The organism is Thiofractor thiocamini (assembly GCF_055384375.1).
In genome coordinates this window covers 1989721-2009427 of sequence record NZ_AP042389.1, presented here as the reverse complement: position 1 = coordinate 2009427, position 19707 = coordinate 1989721, and the positions used below count along the sequence as shown (strand labels likewise).

Here is a 19707-nt window from a genome sequence, read left to right as displayed (position 1 = left end):
CTATTTGAACTCTGTTTTTTTAAACTCTAAATGTGATTGTACAATAATAAAACTTTTATTGCACGCAAAAGAAGGGATATTTATATATTTTATATCTTCTTTTAAATCAAATGTTACATCCTGATGGAAGTGACCCTCGATGATAATGGAGAACGGAGAACGGAGAACGGAGAATTTGCTCACTCTTTGAGTAATTATTTCTTTGAAATTTTTTATTTTTTTGCATATATTTTTTTTGTATTGAGAATTTATAATTTTTTTGGATATGAACCCATTTGATAAATTGTCTATGGTCGAAATGACAGATAAGGTAGTTTTTGAGCGGATTATAGTTGTATAAAGAATATAAGCAAAAGGAGTTGCTTTGTCTCCATGTAAAAGTAATATATCACTATCTCCCATTTTAAAAAGAACCGGTTGTTCACTGAAAGAGAAAACTTTGGCATTGGGAAATACTTTTTTTAAGTTGAAGTCATGATTTCCTTCAAAGTAAAAAACTTCTATCTTTTTTGAAATTTCATTTATCAAGTCGATATATTTTTGATTGATTTTATAAGTATATTTTACATTTCCGACCAAAAGGTCAAATATATCACCCATCAAAAAAAGTTGAGGAGTTTTTATATCCTCTTTTTCAATACTTCTTAAAAAATTAAAAAAATCCTCTCTTTCTTCATTGATATGTGCATCTGCTACAAAAACAGCGCCCTCTTTTATCTTGTTAGGGAACATAAGCTATAGTGGGTATTCCCATATCTTCTTCAAAACCGCTCATTATATTGGCATTGACAACGGCACCGGAGGATGAGCCTTTTAGTATATTGTCTATTGCCGAACAGATATAGAGTTTGCGGCCTGATTTTTTGACAAATATATCACAAAAATTCGTACCTGCGGCAGACTTCATTTGAACAGGTTCATCAAAAATACGGATGAATTTTTCATCTTTGTAAAACTCTTTTAGATAAGATACAGGCTCTATATCTTCTTTTAAAACAGTATAAATATCGCACATTTCACCTCTTATCAAAGGTAAAAGATGGGGGACGAAATTGACATCGAAGTTGATGCCATCCGATATGATTTTCATTTTCTCTTTTATTTCGGGTTCATGCCTGTGTGTCAAAGGATTGTATGCAAAGACATTTTCATCTATCGAGACAAAATGTGTTTTGTCTGTACATTTTTTTCCCGCTCCGCTGACTCCGCTTTTTGCATCTATAAAAACAGGGGTTTTATCATCTATGAACTTGCAAAAAGGAAGTATGCCAAGCAGTGATGCGGTAGGATAGCATCCGGGGTTTGCTACAAGCCTTGCTTCTTTTATCTTATCCCTGAAAAATTCCGGAAGACCGTAGACGGCTTCTTTCAAATGCTCTTTGTCTATATGTTCACAGTAATACTTTTCATAAGTATCCAGTTCAAGCCTGTAATCAGCTGAAAGATCCACTACTTTTACACCAAGCTTAAGTAACTCTTTGGTAAATCCCATCGCGGTTTTATGAGGAAGAGCCAAAAATGCAAGTTCTGCTGATTTTGCAACTTCTTTTGCATCGGCTTTTTTTATCCCTATATCGAAAATACCTTTCAAGGCGGGATGAAGTTCATCCAAGCTCATACCACCCTCGCTGTTTGCCACATAAGAAAGCTCAAATCCAGGATGATTTATAAGTATCTTTATAAGCTCAAGTCCGGTAAAACCACTAGCACCTATAACAGCGACATTTATCTTTTTCATTCTCGTATACCCTTTATAATGATACCAAAACCAAAATTTTTCATTTTTAGTTTATCTCTATGATTTCATACTCTTTTTTACCCGATGGTAGCTGCATAACCACTTCATCGCCCTCTTCTTTTCCAAGAAGCTGTTTGGTAAGAGGAGAATTGTATGAGATGAGTCCATTTTCAGGCGAACTTTCATAACTTCCGACTATCTTGTATGTTACTTCTTCACCACTGTCCAAATCTTCCAAAGTTACGGTCGATCCAAATCTAACTTTATCATGATCATACTGTGTCGGATCTACAACCTGGGTTTTTGCCAGGTAAGTGCTAAGCTCGTGAATCCTTGCTTCTATGAAAGCAAGTCTCTCTTTGGCCGCATGGTACTCGGCATTTTCTTTCAAATCCCCATGACTTCTTGCAATATCTATCTCTATAACGGTCTGCGGTCTTTGTACTTTTTGTAAATCCTGTACTTCAGCTATAAGTTTATCATATCCCTCTTTGGTAATGGGTTCTTTTTGCATTTAGATTATACTCCTTTTTTTAAACAGATACTTGGCAATGTATAGGGTTTTTGGAGATGCCCTATATTTATTAGTCTATTATTATATCAAAAATTTTGCAACATTTTCAGAGCTGCCGTGGTTTAGTAACTCTCTTAATTTTATAGAATGATCAAAAAAGCTTTCTCTATCAAGATTATGGTACTCGCTTAAAAGATTTTTAGGTGTTACTTCATCTTGAATGAACTCTTTATGAAGAGACTTGAATCCAGAAAAATCCAATATGATGTTTGCTAACCCTATATGTTTTAACTTTACAAATCTTTTGGCTATAAGATAGTCGATTTTCTTGGCTTTGTATGAAAGCACGAAAGGTACACCCATAAGCGAAGCTTCAAGTGTAGCCGTACCGGAGCATACAAAAGCAAAATCACTTTGAAAAAGAGCTTTTTTTGCATCATTAACCACTTCAAATCCGTCAATATCTCCATATATCTCATCTATATCTTTTTGTGTAAAGTGTTTTGGCACGACAAGCAACTTTTTCTCTTTTACATCTTTTGCAACTTCTTTGTATATTTTCATCAACGATTTTATCTCACTTTTTCGACTGCCCGGCAAAAATGCGACAATTCCGTTTGATGTTACTTGACTTTTAAACTCTTTAATTTCATCTAGCAGAGGATGCCCTACATAGATCGATTTGTTATAAAACTTCTCTTCAAAAGGTAAAATCGAGCACAAAACATCACAGTATCTCTCTATCTTTTTTACTCTTTTTGCCTTCCATGCCCATACCTGAGGCAGTATATAATATATGATCTCAACAGAAGGATTTTTTTCTTTTATGGCTTTTGCCAAAGGAAGATTAAAAGCAGGAGAATCTATAAGCAAAACCTTATCACTTTCAAAACTAAGCTTCACCATCTCTTTTATAGCTTTTTTTGCCAATTTTATCTTAGACAAAGCATCCACAAATCCCATGATGGAAAAATCGGATGATGGATAAAGAGGATTACCGAATTTTGGATCAAAGATACCTTTTAATGTATTATTATCCAATTTATCCAAAATCGGCTCAAGATGTAAATTGGCTGAAGGCTCCAAAGATGAAACTAAGATTTTACTCACTGTCTGCCCTTTTCATTTTTATTACTGTAAAATTACACTGTATATTATCGGTTTTTTGCTATAATTGCTATAAAATATCGGAGATTGATGTTGAAAAAAAATATACTTATAACCAACGATGACGGATTTGGAAGTGAAGGGTTGTTGCAACTTGTCAAGGCTATAAAATCCTTAGATGACGTTATCGTCACGGTAGTTGCCCCGACTACTGAAAAATCAGCCTGTGGACACTCCTTGACATTGACAAAACCTCTTAGATTTGTAGAGATAGAAGATAATTTTTTCAAGCTTGATGACGGCACTCCAAGTGATTGCGTTTATCTTGCAACCCATGCACTCTATAAAAATAAACCCGATCTTGTCATAAGTGGTATCAACAAAGGCTCGAACATGGGAGAAGACATCACATACAGCGGAACGGCAAGTGCCGCTATGGAGGCCGTTTTGCAGGGTATTCCGGCTTTTTCCATATCACAGGTATGTAAAGACCACTACAAAAGTTTACAAATCCACGGGTATGATTTGGCTATGGAAGTTGCAAAAGATATGGCAAAAAAAATATTGCAAAATGATATAAAACTGGATAAAAGAAAGTTTTTGAATATCAACATTCCTCCCATCAAAAAAGAAGACTTAAAAGGATATAAAATCACTGAAGCCGGCTACAGGCTTTATGGAAACGATGCACATCTTCACAGAAATCCAAGAGGTGAAGAGTACTACTGGATAGGCATACATCCTCTTCAGTGGGAGAGTAGAAGCAACGATATCATGTGCGATTTGGATGCTGTAGAGCAAGATTTCGTATCCATTACACCGATTCAGCTAAATTTAACTTCATATGAAGATATAGAAAATTTAAAGAATCTTGAAAAATGAGATATCAAAGATGCAAACTCCTTTTTGGAGAAGATTTCAACAAAATATCCAAAGCGAAGATCATACTTTTTGGTGTCGGAGGAGTAGGAAGCTTCTGCCTTGACTCTCTTTATAGAAGCGGGGTTAAAGATATCACCATAGTTGATTTCGATAGATTTGAGCCGAGCAATCAAAACAGACAAATCGGATCACAACATTTAGGCGAGATAAAAACGGAAGTTTTAGCTAAACTCTATCCCGGCATAAAGCATATCACCACAAAAGTTACAAAAGAGTGGACAGAGGATTTTGATTTTGATGGGTTTGACCTTGTTATAGATGCTGTAGATGATATACCCGCAAAAGTAGCTCTTGCTAAAAAAACTCATAAAAAACTCATATCTTCATGCGGAGGTGCTAAAAGAGTGGATCCTACTCTTATAGAGATTTCTTCGATTTGGAAAACTACAAATGATCCTTTTGCAAAAAAATTCAGATATGAATTAAAAAAAGTGGGTTTTAAAGAGGATTTTCAAGTTGTTTTTTCAAAAGAACTGCCTAAAAAATGCGAGGGGCTAGGAAGTTTTGTAGGTGTTACAGGCTCTATGGGGTTAGCTCTTTCTTCACTTGCTCTGCAAAAGATCACTGTTTTTTAATCTTATAACTTTGTTTATATCATTTCTGTAGATATATGTTGTTTTTCTTCCCTTGTAGAGTAGATTTCCTTGAAAGGTTATATCTCCCACTCTAAAGGAGAGGTTATCCTTTTCAAATATCATTTTACCAAGCTTTTCCCCAAAAGGTCTATAAAAGGATAGAAGTGAAACGAGTATGAAAATTATATAGATAAATGCAAATATTTTAAAAGTTTTTTTATTTGATATAAGATAACCAAAAACTGCCGATAAAACGATAAGCAAGATATATGACTGATTATCCACAAATAGAACATTAAAATAGACTTTTATATGATAAAGATCTATGTAATTAATCTTTATGCCTATAAAAATAAGGAAATCAAGAAGAAGAACAAAAACAAGACCTAAAAAAAACGATCCGACTAATCTCATCTTAACCTCCTCATTTTTTTACGGCTTAGCCGATAAAGTGGAGACGGACTTTTTTGACTGAACCCTTTTGCATCGTAAACAATTATATCTACTCTATCTTTAATCCAACTAAAGTCAAACTCACACCCTGTTTGATTTGCCGAAGTTGAATACATCCACCCAAATCTTTTTAAAAATCGGTGATGAGGGTTATCTTTAACAACTCTAAAAGCCTTTCTATTTGGATAGATAAAAGTTTTTCTTTTTACTCTTCTTATATTCTTTTTAAATTTACAAGGAACTCTAACCTCATCCTTTAACTCTTTAAAAGAAGCCACGCTCATTAAAAAAGGTTGTTTTTCATCTCTATTTTTAACTTTCGCTAACTTCTTATCACTTTTAGACAATACTCCAACGGTAGTATCAGTCTGAACCAAAAAAACAGTACTATCTATCCAAAATTTTTCATTTTTCATTTTTCATTTTTAATTGCCCAAGTATTCCTGCAAAGACTTCGGATAAAATATATCACTATCTTGAAGCTCTTTGATGGCTCCAATAGCTACTTTTGCGGCCGCAATGGTAGTAAAATACGGAATATTTAGTTTTATAACTTCTCTTCTTATATCTTTCGCATCACTTTTGCTTGCTTTGTTGTCACTTGTATTCACCATGAGAGCTATCTCACCATTTTTCATCTTATCTTGGATATTTGGTCTTCCTTCACTTATCTTATAAACAAACTCAGCTTCCACTCCTGCATTTTGCAATGCTTTATGAGTTCCTCCGGTTGCTATGATCTCAAAACCAAGCTTTTTAAAACCATTGCCTAATTCTCCGGCGAACTCTTTATCTATATCACTTAAAGATATAAATACCACACCCTTTACAGGAAGTATATTGCCACTGCTGAATTGCCCTTTTGCAAAAGATTTGGCAAAGTTTTCACTTATACCCATAACTTCACCGGTAGATTTCATCTCAGGCCCAAGTATCAAATCCGCTCCGGTTAGTTTGTTAAAAGGAAAGACCGCTTCTTTTACACTTATATGGTTTTTTACGTGAGGTTTGTAGATACCGTGCTCTTTGTAAACGATACCGTTTTTATCATAATATTTCAAAGCTTCAAGCAGATTTCCTTCAAACATCACTTTTGTAGCGACTTTTGCCAAAGGAATTCCGGTAGCTTTACTGACAAACGGTACTGTCCTGCTTGCTCTTGGATTGACTTCTATGATATAGACTTCATCCTTGTAAACTGCGAACTGGATATTTAAGAGTCCTATGACACCAAGTCCCAAAGCTATATCTTTTGTCTGTTTTTCAACTTCAAGAAGGATTTTCTCACTCAAACTAATAGCAGGCAAAGAGCAGGAACTGTCACCACTGTGGACTCCCGCTTCTTCGATATGTTGCATTATCGCACCTATATAGACATTTTCTTTATCACTTATCGCATCTACATCTATCTCTATAGCCCTATCTAAAAACTTATCAAGAAGCACAGGAGAATCATTGCTCACACTTACGGCTTCATTCATATATGCTTTTAATTCATCTTCACTATAAACTATCCTCATCGCTCTTCCGCCAAGAACATAGCTTGGTCTTACAAGTACCGGATATCCTATCTCTTTTGCCTTGTTCAAAGCTTCTTCTTTTGTCGTTGCGGTATCGTTTTTAGGCTGTTTCAAATGATGATCTCTGGCAAATTTGGAGAATTTTTCCCTATCTTCAGCCATATCTATCACTTTTGCGCTGGTTCCTATGATATTTGCTCCGATCGCGGTTAATTTTTTTGCAAGTTTTAAAGGTGTCTGTCCCCCGAAATGAACTATGATACCGTCTGGCTCTTCCTCTTCGATAACGGCTCTAACTCTTTCAAAATCGATCGGTTCAAAATATAGTATATCACTGGTATCATAATCGGTAGAAACGGTTTCGGGATTGCAATTGTACATGATAGTGGTAACTCCCATATCTTTCAAAGCAAAAGCCGCATGCACACAACAGTAATCAAACTCTATGCCTTGACCTATCCTGTTTGGTCCGCCACCAAGGATCAAAACCTTTTTGGGTGAGTGGTGGGCTTGTCTGCCACCAATCTCTGATTGGGCGGCAGGAGAGATATTTGTAGTTGAGTAAAGATATGGGGTTAGGGCTTTAAATTCCGCCGCACAGGTATCTACTTCATTGTATGATAATTTTATACCAAGTTTTTCTCTTGCATTTCTTATGTCATTTACACTTAGGTTCATACCGTCTTTCTCATTGATGAGCTTTGCTATCATAGCATCGGAAAAACCGTCACATTTTATCTTTCTAAGTAATTCTTCATTTTTTAAAATATCTATATCTATCTTTTTTTCACTCAGAACTATTTCTTCGATTTGATATAAAAACCATCTGTCTATCTTTGTGAGGTTGTAAACTTCATCTATACTCATACCCTCTCTAAAAGCTTGTGCAAGGTACAGTATCCTATCCTCATTTGCTCTTCTAAGCTCTTTTGTAATCTTCTCATTGTCACCTTTTGCGATCTCTTCAAAGCCATCAAGTCCTGTCTCTAAAGAACATAAAGCTTTTTGGATGGACTCTTTAAAGGTAACTCCTATAGCCATAGCTTCGCCCACACTTTTCATGGAAGTTCCAAGTGTAGAGTCAGCTAGTGGGAATTTTTCGAAAGTAAATCTTGGCATTTTGGTAACTATATAGTCAATGGTAGGCTCAAAACTGGCTGTCGTTCCGATAATATCATTTTTTATCTCATCAAGTGTATAGCCGACCGCGAGATAAGTTGCAACCTTTGCTATAGGATAGCCTGTAGCCTTACTGGCAAGTGCGGAACTTCTGCTCACTCTTGGATTCATCTCTATGACCGTCATCCTGCCGTTTTTTGGATTTAATGCAAACTGCACATTGCTACCGCCGGTATCGACTCCTATCTCTCTTAAAATGGCAAAAGAAGCATCTCTCATCACTTGATACTCTTTATCGGTCAATGTCAGAGCCGGAGCTACGGTTATGCTATCACCTGTATGTACACCCATAGGATCGAAGTTTTCGATAGAGCATACAATGATACAGTTATCATTTCTATCTCTTATGACTTCCATCTCATACTCTTTCCAGCCCAAAAGTGACTCTTCTATGAGAATTTCACTTATAGGGCTTTCTTCAAGACCGTTTTTTGCCAAAGCTCTAAATTCATCTATATTGTATGCTACACCACTTCCTCCACCTGCTAATGTGTAAGAAGCTCTTATGATAAGAGGAAAACCTATCTCCTCAGCAGCCTTCAAGGCTTCATCCATATTGTATGCATACATACTTTTTGGCAAATCCATACCGATTTTGAGCATAGCCTCTTTGAAGGCTTGTCTATCTTCACCTTTTCTTATGGCTTCCGGGTTCGCTCCGAGAAATTCAACATTTTCAAGCATTCCTTTTTCATACATGCTCATAGCCACGTTTAAAGCTGTCTGTCCACCCATAGTAGGAAGTATAGCATCTACTTTTTCAATCTCTATGATATTTTTTATGACTTTTTCATTGATAGGCTCTATATAAGTCCTGTCGGCAAATTCCGGATCGGTCATGATGGTAGCTGGGTTTGAATTGATAAGTATCACTCTATATCCCAACTCCTTCAATGTCTTGGTAGCCTGGGTACCGCTGTAGTCAAACTCACATGATTGTCCTATGACTATGGGTCCCGATCCTATCAAAAGTATAGTTTTTATATCTTCTCTTTTTGGCATTTTTATCCTTGTATTATGGCTGTGTTATTATATGAAAATAGCCCGGTACCATTACTTTGGCATAGGGCTTGACCACTGCACTTGTGTATGACTCTTCTTTGATGACTTTAGTTACTTTCCCTACTTTCACACCCTCGAAAAATATCCCATCCAAACCACTGGTATAGACTTCATCATCTTTTTTGACTTTCATCCATGCAGGTATGTATCTAACTATCATATTGTCTTTGTTTCCAAAGATCACTCCCGGTACTTTTTCTTTACCAAGATAAACTGAAAATATACATTTTTCATCACCCTGCAACAAGCCCAGGGCTCTTTTATTTTTATCCGTAACTATACCTGCGGTATAACCTTGATAAATAAGACCATATATCTTTTTTTTCTTTAAATTTTTAAAATCCAGCCAAACCCTGTTGTAATCCGCCAAGTCCACATATGAAACCGCTCTTGTTACATTTAGCTCGGGATTGTACATAGGACTCTTGTCTTGCAAAAGACTTCTTAATTTGCTTGCAAAAGCAGAAGACAAAACGGCTGCTTTTTTAAGTTTTGCCACCTCTTTTTGAAGCTTTTGTATATTTTCTTCCTGGTCTATATGTTTTTGCACAAAGTTTTGGATACTCTCCACAAAGTTTATATACTCTGTCTTTATCCCGTATGTAACATCCAAAACCGGCTTTTTCAAATAGTCATTATAATTGTACTTGACCAGCAAAAGTACGATTATTAAAATTAAAAAAAAATATCTGTTTCTAATCATTTATGATCTGTTTTAGCAGGTTTATCTCCTCTAAAACTCTTCCGGTACCTTTTGCTACGGCCAAAAGCGGCTCTTCGGCAACATACACAGGAAGTCTTACGATTTCACTTAAGTACTTATCGATCCCTCGTATCAAAGCTCCACCGCCGGTAAGTACTATACCGTTTTCCACTATATCTCCTGCCAAATCAGGAGGAGTAGCTTCAAGTATATCTTTTAAGGCATCGCTTATCTCTTTTAAAGGCTCTCTCATAGCTTCTCTTATATCTTCACTGCTTAGATCGATACCTACCAAAAGGCCGCTTATCTGATCTCTTCCTTTTACGCTTATGGTCAACTCTTCATCAAGTTTGACCGCACTTCCTACTTCGATCTTTATCATTTCACCTGTTCTGTCACCTATGAGAAGATTGTATTTTTTCTTTACAAAATCAACTATAGCTTGATCTATCTTATCTCCGGCAACTCTTATGGATTTACATATCACAAGACCACCGAGTGAAATAACGCCTATCTCTGTCGTTCCGCCACCTATATCAACTATCAAGTGTCCATGAGGCTTTTTGATATCAAGATCTGCTCCAATTGCCGCTGCCATAGGCTCTTCTATAAGATAGACTTCTCTTGCCCCCGCACTCATGGCAGACTCTCTGACGGCTTTTCTCTCGACTTGAGTTAAACCGTAAGGAACACATATAACAATCCTTGGTCTTATAAAGCTTTTTCTTCTATGAGCTTTTTCTATAAAATATCTTATCATCTTTTCAGTCATGTCAAAGTCAGCTATGACTCCGTCTTTCATGGGTCTGATAGCCTGGATATTGCCCGGGGTTTTACCTATCATATCTTTTGCTTCATTACCAACTGCGAGTATATTGCTTCTTCCGTATTTGTCACTTTGTATGGCTACGACTGAGGGTTCGTTTATGATGATCCCTTTACCTCTTAAAAGTATCAATGTATTGGCCGTACCCAAGTCAATACTCATGTCGTTTGAAAATAATCCTATGATTTTGTCTAATATCATTGTATATGCCTTTATGCTATTTTTTTAGAATTTTTTATATATAGAGGTTTTGCCTTGTTTGCCACCACATCTTTTGTTATCAACACTTCATATCCTTCAAGCTCCGGAAGTTCGAACATTATATCGACCATTATCTCTTCCATGATAGATCTTAGCCCCCTGGCTCCTGTTTTCCTGTTGATCGCCATTTTTGCCACTTCTTTCAAAGCATCATCTTCGAAGCTCAATGTCACTCCGTCTATCGCAAAGAGCTTTTGATACTGCTTTAGTATGGCATTCTTAGGCTCAGTCAATATTTTTACCATATCATCTTCGGTTATCTGGTTTAGAGTCGCTATAGAATGCAGTCTTCCTATGAGTTCAGGTATCAAACCGTAATTTACTAAATCATCCGGTTCGACTAAATCTATGAGGTTATCCTCTTCACTCTTTTTTCTTTTTACCTGATTGAAGCCCAAGACATTGTTACCTATCCTTCTTTTGATGATATCGTTCAAACCGTCAAATGCGCCACCACAAACGAAAAGTATATTGGAAGTATCAATTTGGGTAAATTCCTGGTTTGGATGTTTTCTTCCGCCTTTTGGCGGAATGTTTACAAGACTTCCTTCGATGATCTTCAAAAGTGCCTGTTGAACTCCTTCGCCGGATACATCTCTTGTAATGGATCTATTTTCACTCATTCTGGCTATTTTATCTATCTCATCAACAAAAACTATGCCTTTTTCAGCTTTTTTGATATCACCGTCAGCTTCTTGTAAAAGTTTGGTCAGGATATTTTCGACATCCTCTCCTACATATCCGGCTTCAGTCAAACTAGTAGCATCCGCTATGGCTATAGGTACATCCAAAAACTTTGCCATAGTTTGCGCCATCAAGGTTTTTCCGCTTCCTGTCGGTCCTATGAATAAGATATTTGATTTTTGGATCTCGGTATCGTCATCTTTAAAAGATGCACTTTTAAATATCCTTTTGTAATGGTTGTAAACACCTACGGCAAATATCTTCTTTGCATTGTGCTGACCTACTACATACTCATCTAAGACTTTTTTTAACTCTTTAGGAGTGAAAATCCTTTTTTCATCTTCATTTCCACCTTCTAAAAGTTCATCATCTCCAAAAAGTATCTTGTATGCCGAAACCACACAGTGCTCACAGATGCAAACTCCGTTTCCTTCTATAAGTCTGTTGTCAGTACTCTCTTTTGAATTACAAAAACTACATTTTTTCATTTTTGTACCTGCTTTTTCATATCTTTAAACTCTTTCAAACGGTATCCCTCTTTTTGTATTTATTATAAAGTTACATAAATTTTTGACTTTATCATTATCACTGTTCTTAAGCAAATCATTGGCGGCATCTTTCAGAGCTTCCTTTGATCTAAACAGTTTCGCATAAGCTTTTCTCAACGCATCTACGTCGCTTCTTTCAAATCTTCTTCTAAGACCCACAAGATTGAGTCCTTTTATCTTTGCTCTGTTTCCCTCTGCCAAACAGTATGGAGGGATATCCTGACTGACAGCACTTGCTCCGCCAAGCATTACACTCTCTCCAATTTTTACAAATTGGTGAATAGGAGTCAAGCCTCCTACGACGGTATAGTCCCCTATCTCCACATGACCTGCCAAAGTGGCATTGTTGGCCAGAATGATATTGTTTCCAAGGATACAATCATGAGCTATATGACAATATGCCATGATATAGTTATTGTCACCTATCACGGTTTTTTTATCCTGTTTAAGTGTCGGAAGATTTATAGTGGCAAACTCTCTTATGATGTTGTTCTCTCCTATGAGAAGCTCTCCGGTTTCGCCTTTGTATGAAACATCCTGAGGGATATTACCTACAACCGCATAAGGGTGGATTTGGGTATTTTTACCTACTGTGGTCTTGCCTTTTACCTGTGCTCCTTCGTACACTTTAACTCCGTCTTGGAGTTCCACTTCACTTCCGATAACAGCAAAAGCTTTTACCTCAACATTTTCTCCTATTATAGCTCCATCTTCTATGATAGCTAAATTGCTGATATTTGACATTTTACTTATCCACTATCATGGCTTTAAGCTCGGCTTCACAAGCCAATTTATCATCGACATAAGCTTTGCCGTCAAGTATCCAGATAGAGCCTCTATGTTTTATGACACTCAATTTGTATGTCAGTCTGTCTCCGGGTTTTACCGGACTTCTAAACTTTGCTTTATCAATACTCATAAAATATACTACTTTATCCTGCGTATCTCCCTGCTCATCTTCACTCATGCTTTCAAATGCCAATACTCCACCGGCTTGCGCCATGCCTTCTATGATCATAACTCCCGGATATATCGGATGATCTGGAAAATGCCCTTGAAATATCTGCTCTCCTATGGTTACATTTTTATAAGCTTCGATATATTCTCCACTCTTTATCTGAACTACTCTATCAACAAGTAAAAACGGAAATCTATGGGGAAGAATCTTTTGAATATCTACAACATCTAACATAGTAATCTTGTCCTTAAATAAAATTCAACTATTTTATCAAAAAATTACTAAATTTTCTATTACATCCTGATAGTAGATAGCATCAAGATAAATCTCAAAAGATTCAAAATCAACTCTATCGACTACAATGATGGGAGAAAGAGAGTAAAAAGTATCTATAAGCAAATTTCTTAAAGTTATCTCATCTTTTACCGTCGGAGGAGCGTACATCACTTCTTTTATACTCTTATAATCGGTTTTTAGAAGCTTATTGAAATATGAAAGTTCAATGATATTTACATTTTCTCTATTGGATACATAAACTTCATTTATCTTTGTTTTTATCTTCAATTTTGCTTTTTTTCTTTTCATATATGAGTAAAAAACAGGGTATGATGGTATGATTTTTTTATCTGCCATAAGGTAAGACATTAAAAGCCTGTAATTTACAAAACTGTTTTTGATGATGTCATACTCTTTGCCCTCTTTTTCCAAGTCGATTCTTTTTTGATACAGCTCAATCCTCTCTTCTATCGATTCAGGCTGGATTTGCCCTGCAATATTTACAAAAAGTTCATCGGGAAGTTTTTTTTGTGCATCTCTTTGGATATTTAGCGCATACATACACCCGCAATAATCCTGATGGTAAAGTTTATCTTTTTTTGCCAAAGCAAACTGCTCTTGTGTTCCACCATCTTTTCTAAAATCAACACTAACAAATTCCACTCCATACTTGTTTGCAAGAGCATTTCCGACTTCGCTTAACTGTTCGATAGATTTTTTGGGACTTGTCAAAAGTGTGGTCGTAACTTTTTTTTCACCTAATTCCTTAGCTTTTTTTATACTCTCTTCTACTCTTTTATCAAAGCAAAGAGTACATCTTTTACCCTTTTCAGGTTCATTTTCATACCCCCTTACGGCATCAAGCCAACCCTCAAAGTCATACTCCCCTTCTAAAAGCTCGATTCCAAGCATATCACAACTTCTTTGCACATCAAGAAGTCTTAGTCGGTACTCACTGTAGGGATGGATATTTGGATCATAAAAAAAACCTATCAAGTTTTCTTCAGGATAAACCTCTCTTAACTTTTGCAAAAAAAAGTGACTGTCAACCGAACAGCAGATGTGAACAAGCAAAGTAAATTTTTCCTTTTATTTGCGATTTTTTCTCATTTTTTTATAATCATAATATTTATCAAAAGATATTTTACCTTTCAAATCAAGCAATGAAACTCTTTTTTTATCTATTTTTTTACTCTTTTTCACGACTCAAGACTCACGATTTATAATGATACTTTTATATTATCATGAAGATATTGATGTATTAATGATTGGATAAGATTTTGATAATTTATCCCTTTATTGAGAGCTTTTTGTTTTAAAAGATACAAATCACTCTCCAATAATCTTAAACTGATAGCTTTTTTCTTTTTTGTGCAATCTTTAGCTATCTTGGTATATCTTGATATCTCATCTTCTACATTGGGAACACTTTTAGCATCACCGTTTTCTATATATTCAATTATCTCATTTTCTTCTTTAGTCAATGCCATCTCTTTTCTCCTTATACAATTTATGATATTTTCTACTTGGGATAATATTTTTTAAAAATATCTCTTTATCATCCTCTACAAATGGAACATAATATGTATAATCTTGTATCAGCATGATAAATATTTTTTGATTGGGATATTTGTCAATATTAAAATGTGGTACAACATCTAACAACATCCCACTTTCCAAACTCAATATCACATCTTCAAAACATACATCTCTTTCTTTTTTTAAAAGTTTATTTTTATCTTCGCTCCATCTAAAAACTTTTATAATCAATCCTTTTTAATACACCATGTATATGATATAATATCAAAATAAATCTAAACTTTCCATAAATATTAAATTTTAAAAATCATTTTTTTAATTTTTCAAGTCACAAATCGTGAAACGATGTTTTGACAAAATTCATCATTAACCATTCACGACTCACGATTTAAGCTCTTCGAGTTTGGCTTTTACAGCTTCTACATGGCCTTTTACTTTTACTTTGTCCCATCTGTAGGCTACTTTTCCTTCAGGGTCGATCAAATATGTTGTTCTAACAACTCCCATATACTCTCTTCCATACATCTTTTTTAACTGCCATACTCCATATTCCTCTAAAACTTTCTTTTCTTCATCACTTAAAAGCGTGATTTTGAGGTTTTTCTTCTCTATGAAATTTCTGTGTTTTTTTGGGCTGTCCGGACTGACACCTAAAACAACGGCATCCATACTTTCAAAAGCAGGTAAATTTTCCGTAAAGTCACAAGCCTCGGTTGTACATCCCGAAGTATTGTCTTTTGGATAAAAGTATAAAACTACCCATTTCCCTTTTAAATCCCTAAGACAGATATCCACCTCATCCTGGCTTGGCAAACAAAAATCCTTTGCCGGTTTTCCTACTTCTATCATCTTCTCTCCTTTTGTTTGGTGAAATTTTTTAAAAATGCAACTATATCTTTTTGAGATAACGGTTTGGAGTAATAATACCCCTGTATGATATAGCACCCTTTTTCATATAGGAATTTTTCCTGCTCTGGTGTTTCCACTCCTTCGGCTATTATCTTAAGACCCAGTCCTTTGCCAAGCTCTATAATGGTTCCTATGACCGCTTCATCTTCTATAAAACCCGGTATGTCTCTGACAAATGACTGATCTATCTTGATAACATCCAAAGGAAGTCTTTTTATATATGCCAAAGAGGAATATCCCGTTCCAAAATCATCTATGGATACGGAGCATCCTATATCTCTTATATTTTTAAGCAACAAAAATGAACTCTCTACATCATTCATAACAAAACCTTCGGTTATCTCAAATTCTATCATTTTAGCATCACAGTTATAAATTTTTAAATAATTTTTTATGGTATTTAAAATATTACTGTTTTTAAGTTGTTTGTCGTCTAAATTTATAGAGATTTTTTCCACATCAGGGTATATTTTGGACAAAGTTGCAGCAAACTTAATGGCTTTACCCATAACTATGCTTCCTATATCATCCATGAGATTACAACTAGAAGCTATATCTATAAATTCTCCGGGGCTTACGATCCTGCCGTCTTTTTTCCACCTGACCAATGCTTCAAGACCTATGACTTTCTTGGCTTTTATATCGACTTGAGGCTGATAGTAAACTACAAATTCATCATTTTCTATAGCTTTTTTCAAATCTTCTTCGATGATATGTTTTTGTATGATCTTTTTATACATTTTCTCTTCATAAAATACATACCTGTTCTTTCCTCTCTCTTTTGCCTTGTACATAGCAATATCTGCATTTCTCAAAAGCTCCTCGCTGGTTATACCGTCATCAGGAAAAACGGATATGCCTATGCTTATGCCTATCTTTACAAAATGTCCTCTTACGGAAAATGGAAGTGAAAATGTATTGATAAGTTTTTCTGCGATTTTGATTATATCATTCTCGCTTCTAAAATCACTGAACAAAAATACAAACTCATCTCCGCCAAATCTGAAAAGATAGTCGCTTTGCCTTATCTCTTCTCTCAATCTTTTAGTCGCCTGTATCAAAAGTTCATCACCTATATCATGTCCGTAAAAATCATTTATGTTTTTAAATCCGTCAAAATCCATAAATAAAACAGCTACTTTATTATCTTCTCTTTTCGCTCTTAAAATCTCATGAGTTATAACTTCATTAAACATGAACCTGTTAGGCAAATTTGTCAAAGCATCGTGTCTTGCTCTGTAGACAAGTTTTGCCTCATTTTCTCTCAACTCTCTTTCGATCTTTTTTCTTTGGGTGATATCTCTAAAAACGCTGTAAAAAACTATATTGTTATCCAAATTGTTATCCAAGCTGATAGCGGTTACTACCATATCTATCCAAAAGGTAGTACCATCAAGCTTTTTGGCAAGCCATTCGCCTCTGTAAACTCCGTTTTTCTTTGCCTCGTTAAAAACAAAAACGATCTTCTCTTTGGATGAACTTCCATCAGGCTGAAATTTTGGAGAAAGACTCAAAGCATTTTGTTTTAAAAGCTCCTCTTTGCTCTTTGCGCCGAACATTTTAACCGAAGCTTCATTGCAGTCTAAAAACTTCTCTTTACTATCAAGAAATATTCCGTCTTTCGATTTTTCAAAAAGAAGTTGAAAAACCCTTTTTTGATTGATAATTTCATTGTACTGATTTAACAAGTCATTTTCATAACTGTCTATAATGCGCTTGATCTTGTTTGAAATCATCATCATAACCGCACCTAAAACTATGATCATGATCATGGATATGGCTATGATGGCTTGAATGATCCTGTCTAACTCTTTTTGTAAAACTTCATATTGGCTTAAAGCCGCTTTTCTTATATCGTTTACATAAAAACCTGCACCTATGATCCAGTCAAATTCCGGCATACTTTTTATATAAGAAATCTTTCTTGAAGGCTTATGGGTAATTGGATCATAAGAAGCCATATAACTCATAAAAAACCCATCTTTATTGAGTTTGGCTCCTCTTATCATTTCTTTGAGAATATGTCTGTTGTCAATAAAAAGATTTATCCTGTTTTTTCCTATCAGATTTTTTTTAATATGACTAAGCGTATTGCCCTTAAAATCATATGCAAAGACATACCCTTTCTCACCGTATCTGTAATTTCTTATGATTTTCAATGCTATTTTTTTGGCTTTTTTTATGATGTCTTCTTCATAAAAAGCACTGCCGATATATATATCAAGCGGCTTGAACCATCTAAAATACCCTATCTTTTTTTTCATGACTTTTTCGCCTGGCTTATACCAATACCAACTATCGAATGCTTTACCTTTTTGTTTAAGTATCCTTATGGCTTTTTTGATGATCTTTGTACCGGCGGCATCTTTTACGTTGATAAGATTTTTTCCTTCATATTCGGGGTTGGTAGGCAAAAGTAAACAAGTTCCATCCATCTTGTACATATAAAAATATCCGCTTAAGTTATCGAAAAAACGCATATTTCTCAGTCTGTCTCTTATGATACCTATAGCATATGCTTTACCGAAGATTTTATTTTCTTTGTATGTTTTTTGGATGATTTTATATGCAAAATCAACCATATTTTTAACATTTTCTTTTGATTGTTCAAGAAGTATTTTTTCGTTGAATTCTATCTGCTGGGATAATTTCACTATCCTGTCTTCCACTTCAAGTTTTTTTAGTTTTAGCAGTTTGATCTTGTATGCATCTATATCGTTTTTATACACCTTCTTCTCTTTGTATATAAAAAGAGTCGCTATGGATGTGACGATTATGATGATAGTAAGTAATGGAGCAAAATATATCCATTTGATAAGTTTTTTATTGTTTGCTTTGTCAATTTTCATGTTTTAATGACTTTGTATTATAATATTAGAAGTGTTTATTATACAAAAATATATTTAAAAAAGATTTATAAACTATACCGTAATGAGGTTTTAATGTTATATTGGATAATATATTACTTTTAAAAATAGCTTAAGGAATTTTTCATGGAAAAAGCAAAATATATATGGATGGATGGTAAACTCACTCCGTGGGATGAAGCCAATGTACATATACTGACTCATACTCTGCACTACGGAAACGGGGTATTTGAAGGAACAAGAGCATACCAGACAGAAGACGGACTTGCTATATTTAGACTTCAAGACCACACAAAAAGACTTTTAAATTCCGCAAAGATCACTATGATAAAGTCTCCATACTCACAAAAAGAGCTTGAAGATGCCCAGGTCGAACTTTTAAAAGCAAATGATTTCAAACAAAATGTTTACTTGAGGCCTTTGATATACCTGGGGTACGGGGTAATGGGACTGTACCATATCAATGCTCCGGTAAAAGTCGCTATTGCGGCTTGGGAGTGGGGAAGTTACCTTGGAGATGAAGGTTTGGAAAAGGGTATTAGAGTAAAGATAAGCTCATTTGCCAGAAATTCGGTCAAATCCACCATGGGAAAAGCAAAAGCGGCTGCAAACTATCTAAACTCACAAATGGCAAAATTTGAAGCTATCGACTGCGGATATGAAGAAGCATTACTGCTTGATGATGAAGGATTTGTAGCAGAAGGCAGTGGGGAGTGTTTTTTCATAGTAAGGGATGGTGTGCTTATAACTCCACCAAATGACAATTCACTTGAATCCATCACTCAAGATACTGTTTTGATGTTAGCTCGTGATTTTGATTTAAAGGTTGAAAGAAGAAGAATCACAAGAGATGAGATATTTATAGCTGATGAAGCATTTTTTACCGGAACTGCAGCAGAGCTCACTCCTGTTAGAGAAGTGGATGCCAGAGTCATAGGGGACGGAAAAAGAGGGGAAATAACAAAAAAACTACAAGATGCATACTTTGATGTAGTTTATGGAAGAAACAAGAAGTATAAACAATTACTGACATACATATAAAGGAA

Annotated in this window: 20 protein-coding genes; 3 read left to right on the top strand and 17 right to left on the bottom strand. The window is 35.3% G+C overall.

The features are described from left to right. The 4 genes from ACZ47B_RS10230 to lpxB form a co-directional block, all read right to left on the bottom strand. Window positions 1-732 (bottom strand): UDP-2,3-diacylglucosamine diphosphatase, encoded by a 732-nt coding sequence (locus tag ACZ47B_RS10230; RefSeq protein WP_464894431.1) that lies wholly within the window; start codon window positions 730-732, stop codon window positions 1-3. Continuing rightward, window positions 722-1738, bottom strand: a complete 1017-nt coding sequence (argC, locus tag ACZ47B_RS10225; RefSeq protein WP_464894430.1) for an N-acetyl-gamma-glutamyl-phosphate reductase — start codon at window positions 1736-1738, stop codon at window positions 722-724. The genes ACZ47B_RS10230 and argC overlap by 11 nt, the downstream gene beginning before the upstream one ends. Before the next feature lie 46 nt (window positions 1739-1784). Beyond that, window positions 1785-2252 carry a transcription elongation factor GreA gene (gene greA / locus ACZ47B_RS10220; RefSeq protein WP_464894429.1) on the bottom strand — a complete coding sequence of 156 codons (468 nt, stop codon included), beginning with the start codon at window positions 2250-2252 and terminating at the stop codon, window positions 1785-1787. Between the two features lie 81 nt (window positions 2253-2333). Further along, window positions 2334-3362: a lipid-A-disaccharide synthase gene (gene lpxB / locus ACZ47B_RS10215; protein WP_464894428.1), complete on the bottom strand. Its 1029-nt coding sequence runs from the start codon at window positions 3360-3362 to the stop codon at window positions 2334-2336. Between the two features lie 87 nt (window positions 3363-3449). On the opposite strand from lpxB, the gene surE reads away from it, so the two are divergent. Then, complete coding sequence (surE, locus tag ACZ47B_RS10210; protein WP_464894427.1) at window positions 3450-4241, top strand: 5'/3'-nucleotidase SurE; 792 nt, start codon at window positions 3450-3452, stop codon at window positions 4239-4241. Then, the gene (locus ACZ47B_RS10205; RefSeq protein WP_464894426.1) at window positions 4238-4876 is read left to right on the top strand and encodes a tRNA threonylcarbamoyladenosine dehydratase; all 639 of its coding nucleotides are present in this window, start codon (window positions 4238-4240) and stop codon (window positions 4874-4876) included. The genes surE and ACZ47B_RS10205 overlap by 4 nt, the downstream gene beginning before the upstream one ends. On the opposite strand, the gene ACZ47B_RS10200 is transcribed toward ACZ47B_RS10205, so the two are convergent. The 13 genes from ACZ47B_RS10200 to ACZ47B_RS10140 form a co-directional block, all read right to left on the bottom strand. Beyond that, window positions 4844-5290: a hypothetical protein gene (locus tag ACZ47B_RS10200; protein WP_464894425.1), complete on the bottom strand. Its 447-nt coding sequence runs from the start codon at window positions 5288-5290 to the stop codon at window positions 4844-4846. The two genes, ACZ47B_RS10205 and ACZ47B_RS10200, sit on opposite strands and share 33 nt — an antisense overlap. Further along, window positions 5287-5745: a Sua5/YciO/YrdC/YwlC family protein gene (locus tag ACZ47B_RS10195; protein WP_464894424.1), complete on the bottom strand. Its 459-nt coding sequence runs from the start codon at window positions 5743-5745 to the stop codon at window positions 5287-5289. Before ACZ47B_RS10195 ends, ACZ47B_RS10200 begins: the two co-directional genes overlap by 4 nt. A 9-nt stretch (window positions 5746-5754) precedes the next feature. Next, a complete protein-coding gene (carB, locus tag ACZ47B_RS10190; protein ID WP_464894423.1) occupies window positions 5755-9030 on the bottom strand; it encodes a carbamoyl-phosphate synthase large subunit in 3276 nt (1091 codons plus the stop codon). 13 nt (window positions 9031-9043) lie between these two features. Beyond that, window positions 9044-9793, bottom strand: a complete 750-nt coding sequence (gene mreC / locus ACZ47B_RS10185; RefSeq protein WP_464894422.1) for a rod shape-determining protein MreC — start codon at window positions 9791-9793, stop codon at window positions 9044-9046. Next, window positions 9786-10820 carry a rod shape-determining protein gene (locus ACZ47B_RS10180; RefSeq protein ID WP_464894421.1) on the bottom strand — a complete coding sequence of 345 codons (1035 nt, stop codon included), beginning with the start codon at window positions 10818-10820 and terminating at the stop codon, window positions 9786-9788. The genes mreC and ACZ47B_RS10180 overlap by 8 nt, the downstream gene beginning before the upstream one ends. Window positions 10821-10831: 11 nt before the next feature. After that, entirely contained in the window at window positions 10832-12052 is a 1221-nt protein-coding gene (gene clpX, locus ACZ47B_RS10175) for an ATP-dependent Clp protease ATP-binding subunit ClpX (protein ID WP_464894420.1), read from the bottom strand. Window positions 12053-12076: 24 nt separating this feature from the next. Continuing rightward, window positions 12077-12856 (bottom strand): acyl-ACP--UDP-N-acetylglucosamine O-acyltransferase, encoded by a 780-nt coding sequence (lpxA, locus tag ACZ47B_RS10170; protein WP_464894419.1) that lies wholly within the window; start codon window positions 12854-12856, stop codon window positions 12077-12079. 1 nt (window position 12857) lies between these two features. Beyond that, window positions 12858-13304 carry a 3-hydroxyacyl-ACP dehydratase FabZ gene (gene fabZ, locus ACZ47B_RS10165; RefSeq protein ID WP_464894418.1) on the bottom strand — a complete coding sequence of 149 codons (447 nt, stop codon included), beginning with the start codon at window positions 13302-13304 and terminating at the stop codon, window positions 12858-12860. A 36-nt stretch (window positions 13305-13340) separates the two neighbouring features. Beyond that, window positions 13341-14420 (bottom strand): epoxyqueuosine reductase QueH, encoded by a 1080-nt coding sequence (locus ACZ47B_RS10160; RefSeq protein ID WP_464894417.1) that lies wholly within the window; start codon window positions 14418-14420, stop codon window positions 13341-13343. A 146-nt stretch (window positions 14421-14566) separates the two neighbouring features. Beyond that, window positions 14567-14836 (bottom strand): CopG family antitoxin, encoded by a 270-nt coding sequence (locus tag ACZ47B_RS10155; protein WP_464894416.1) that lies wholly within the window; start codon window positions 14834-14836, stop codon window positions 14567-14569. Continuing rightward, a complete protein-coding gene (locus ACZ47B_RS10150) occupies window positions 14823-15116 on the bottom strand; it encodes a toxin (RefSeq protein ID WP_464894415.1) in 294 nt (97 codons plus the stop codon). Before ACZ47B_RS10150 ends, ACZ47B_RS10155 begins: the two co-directional genes overlap by 14 nt. A 150-nt stretch (window positions 15117-15266) precedes the next feature. Further along, window positions 15267-15734, bottom strand: a complete 468-nt coding sequence (bcp, locus tag ACZ47B_RS10145) for a thioredoxin-dependent thiol peroxidase (RefSeq protein WP_464894414.1) — start codon at window positions 15732-15734, stop codon at window positions 15267-15269. Then, a complete protein-coding gene (locus tag ACZ47B_RS10140) occupies window positions 15731-18643 on the bottom strand; it encodes a cache domain-containing protein (protein WP_464894413.1) in 2913 nt (970 codons plus the stop codon). Before ACZ47B_RS10140 ends, bcp begins: the two co-directional genes overlap by 4 nt. Before the next feature lie 144 nt (window positions 18644-18787). Between ACZ47B_RS10140 and ACZ47B_RS10135 the strand changes: the two genes are divergently transcribed. After that, window positions 18788-19702 (top strand): branched-chain amino acid transaminase, encoded by a 915-nt coding sequence (locus tag ACZ47B_RS10135; protein ID WP_464894412.1) that lies wholly within the window; start codon window positions 18788-18790, stop codon window positions 19700-19702. Window positions 19703-19707 lie beyond the last annotated feature (5 nt).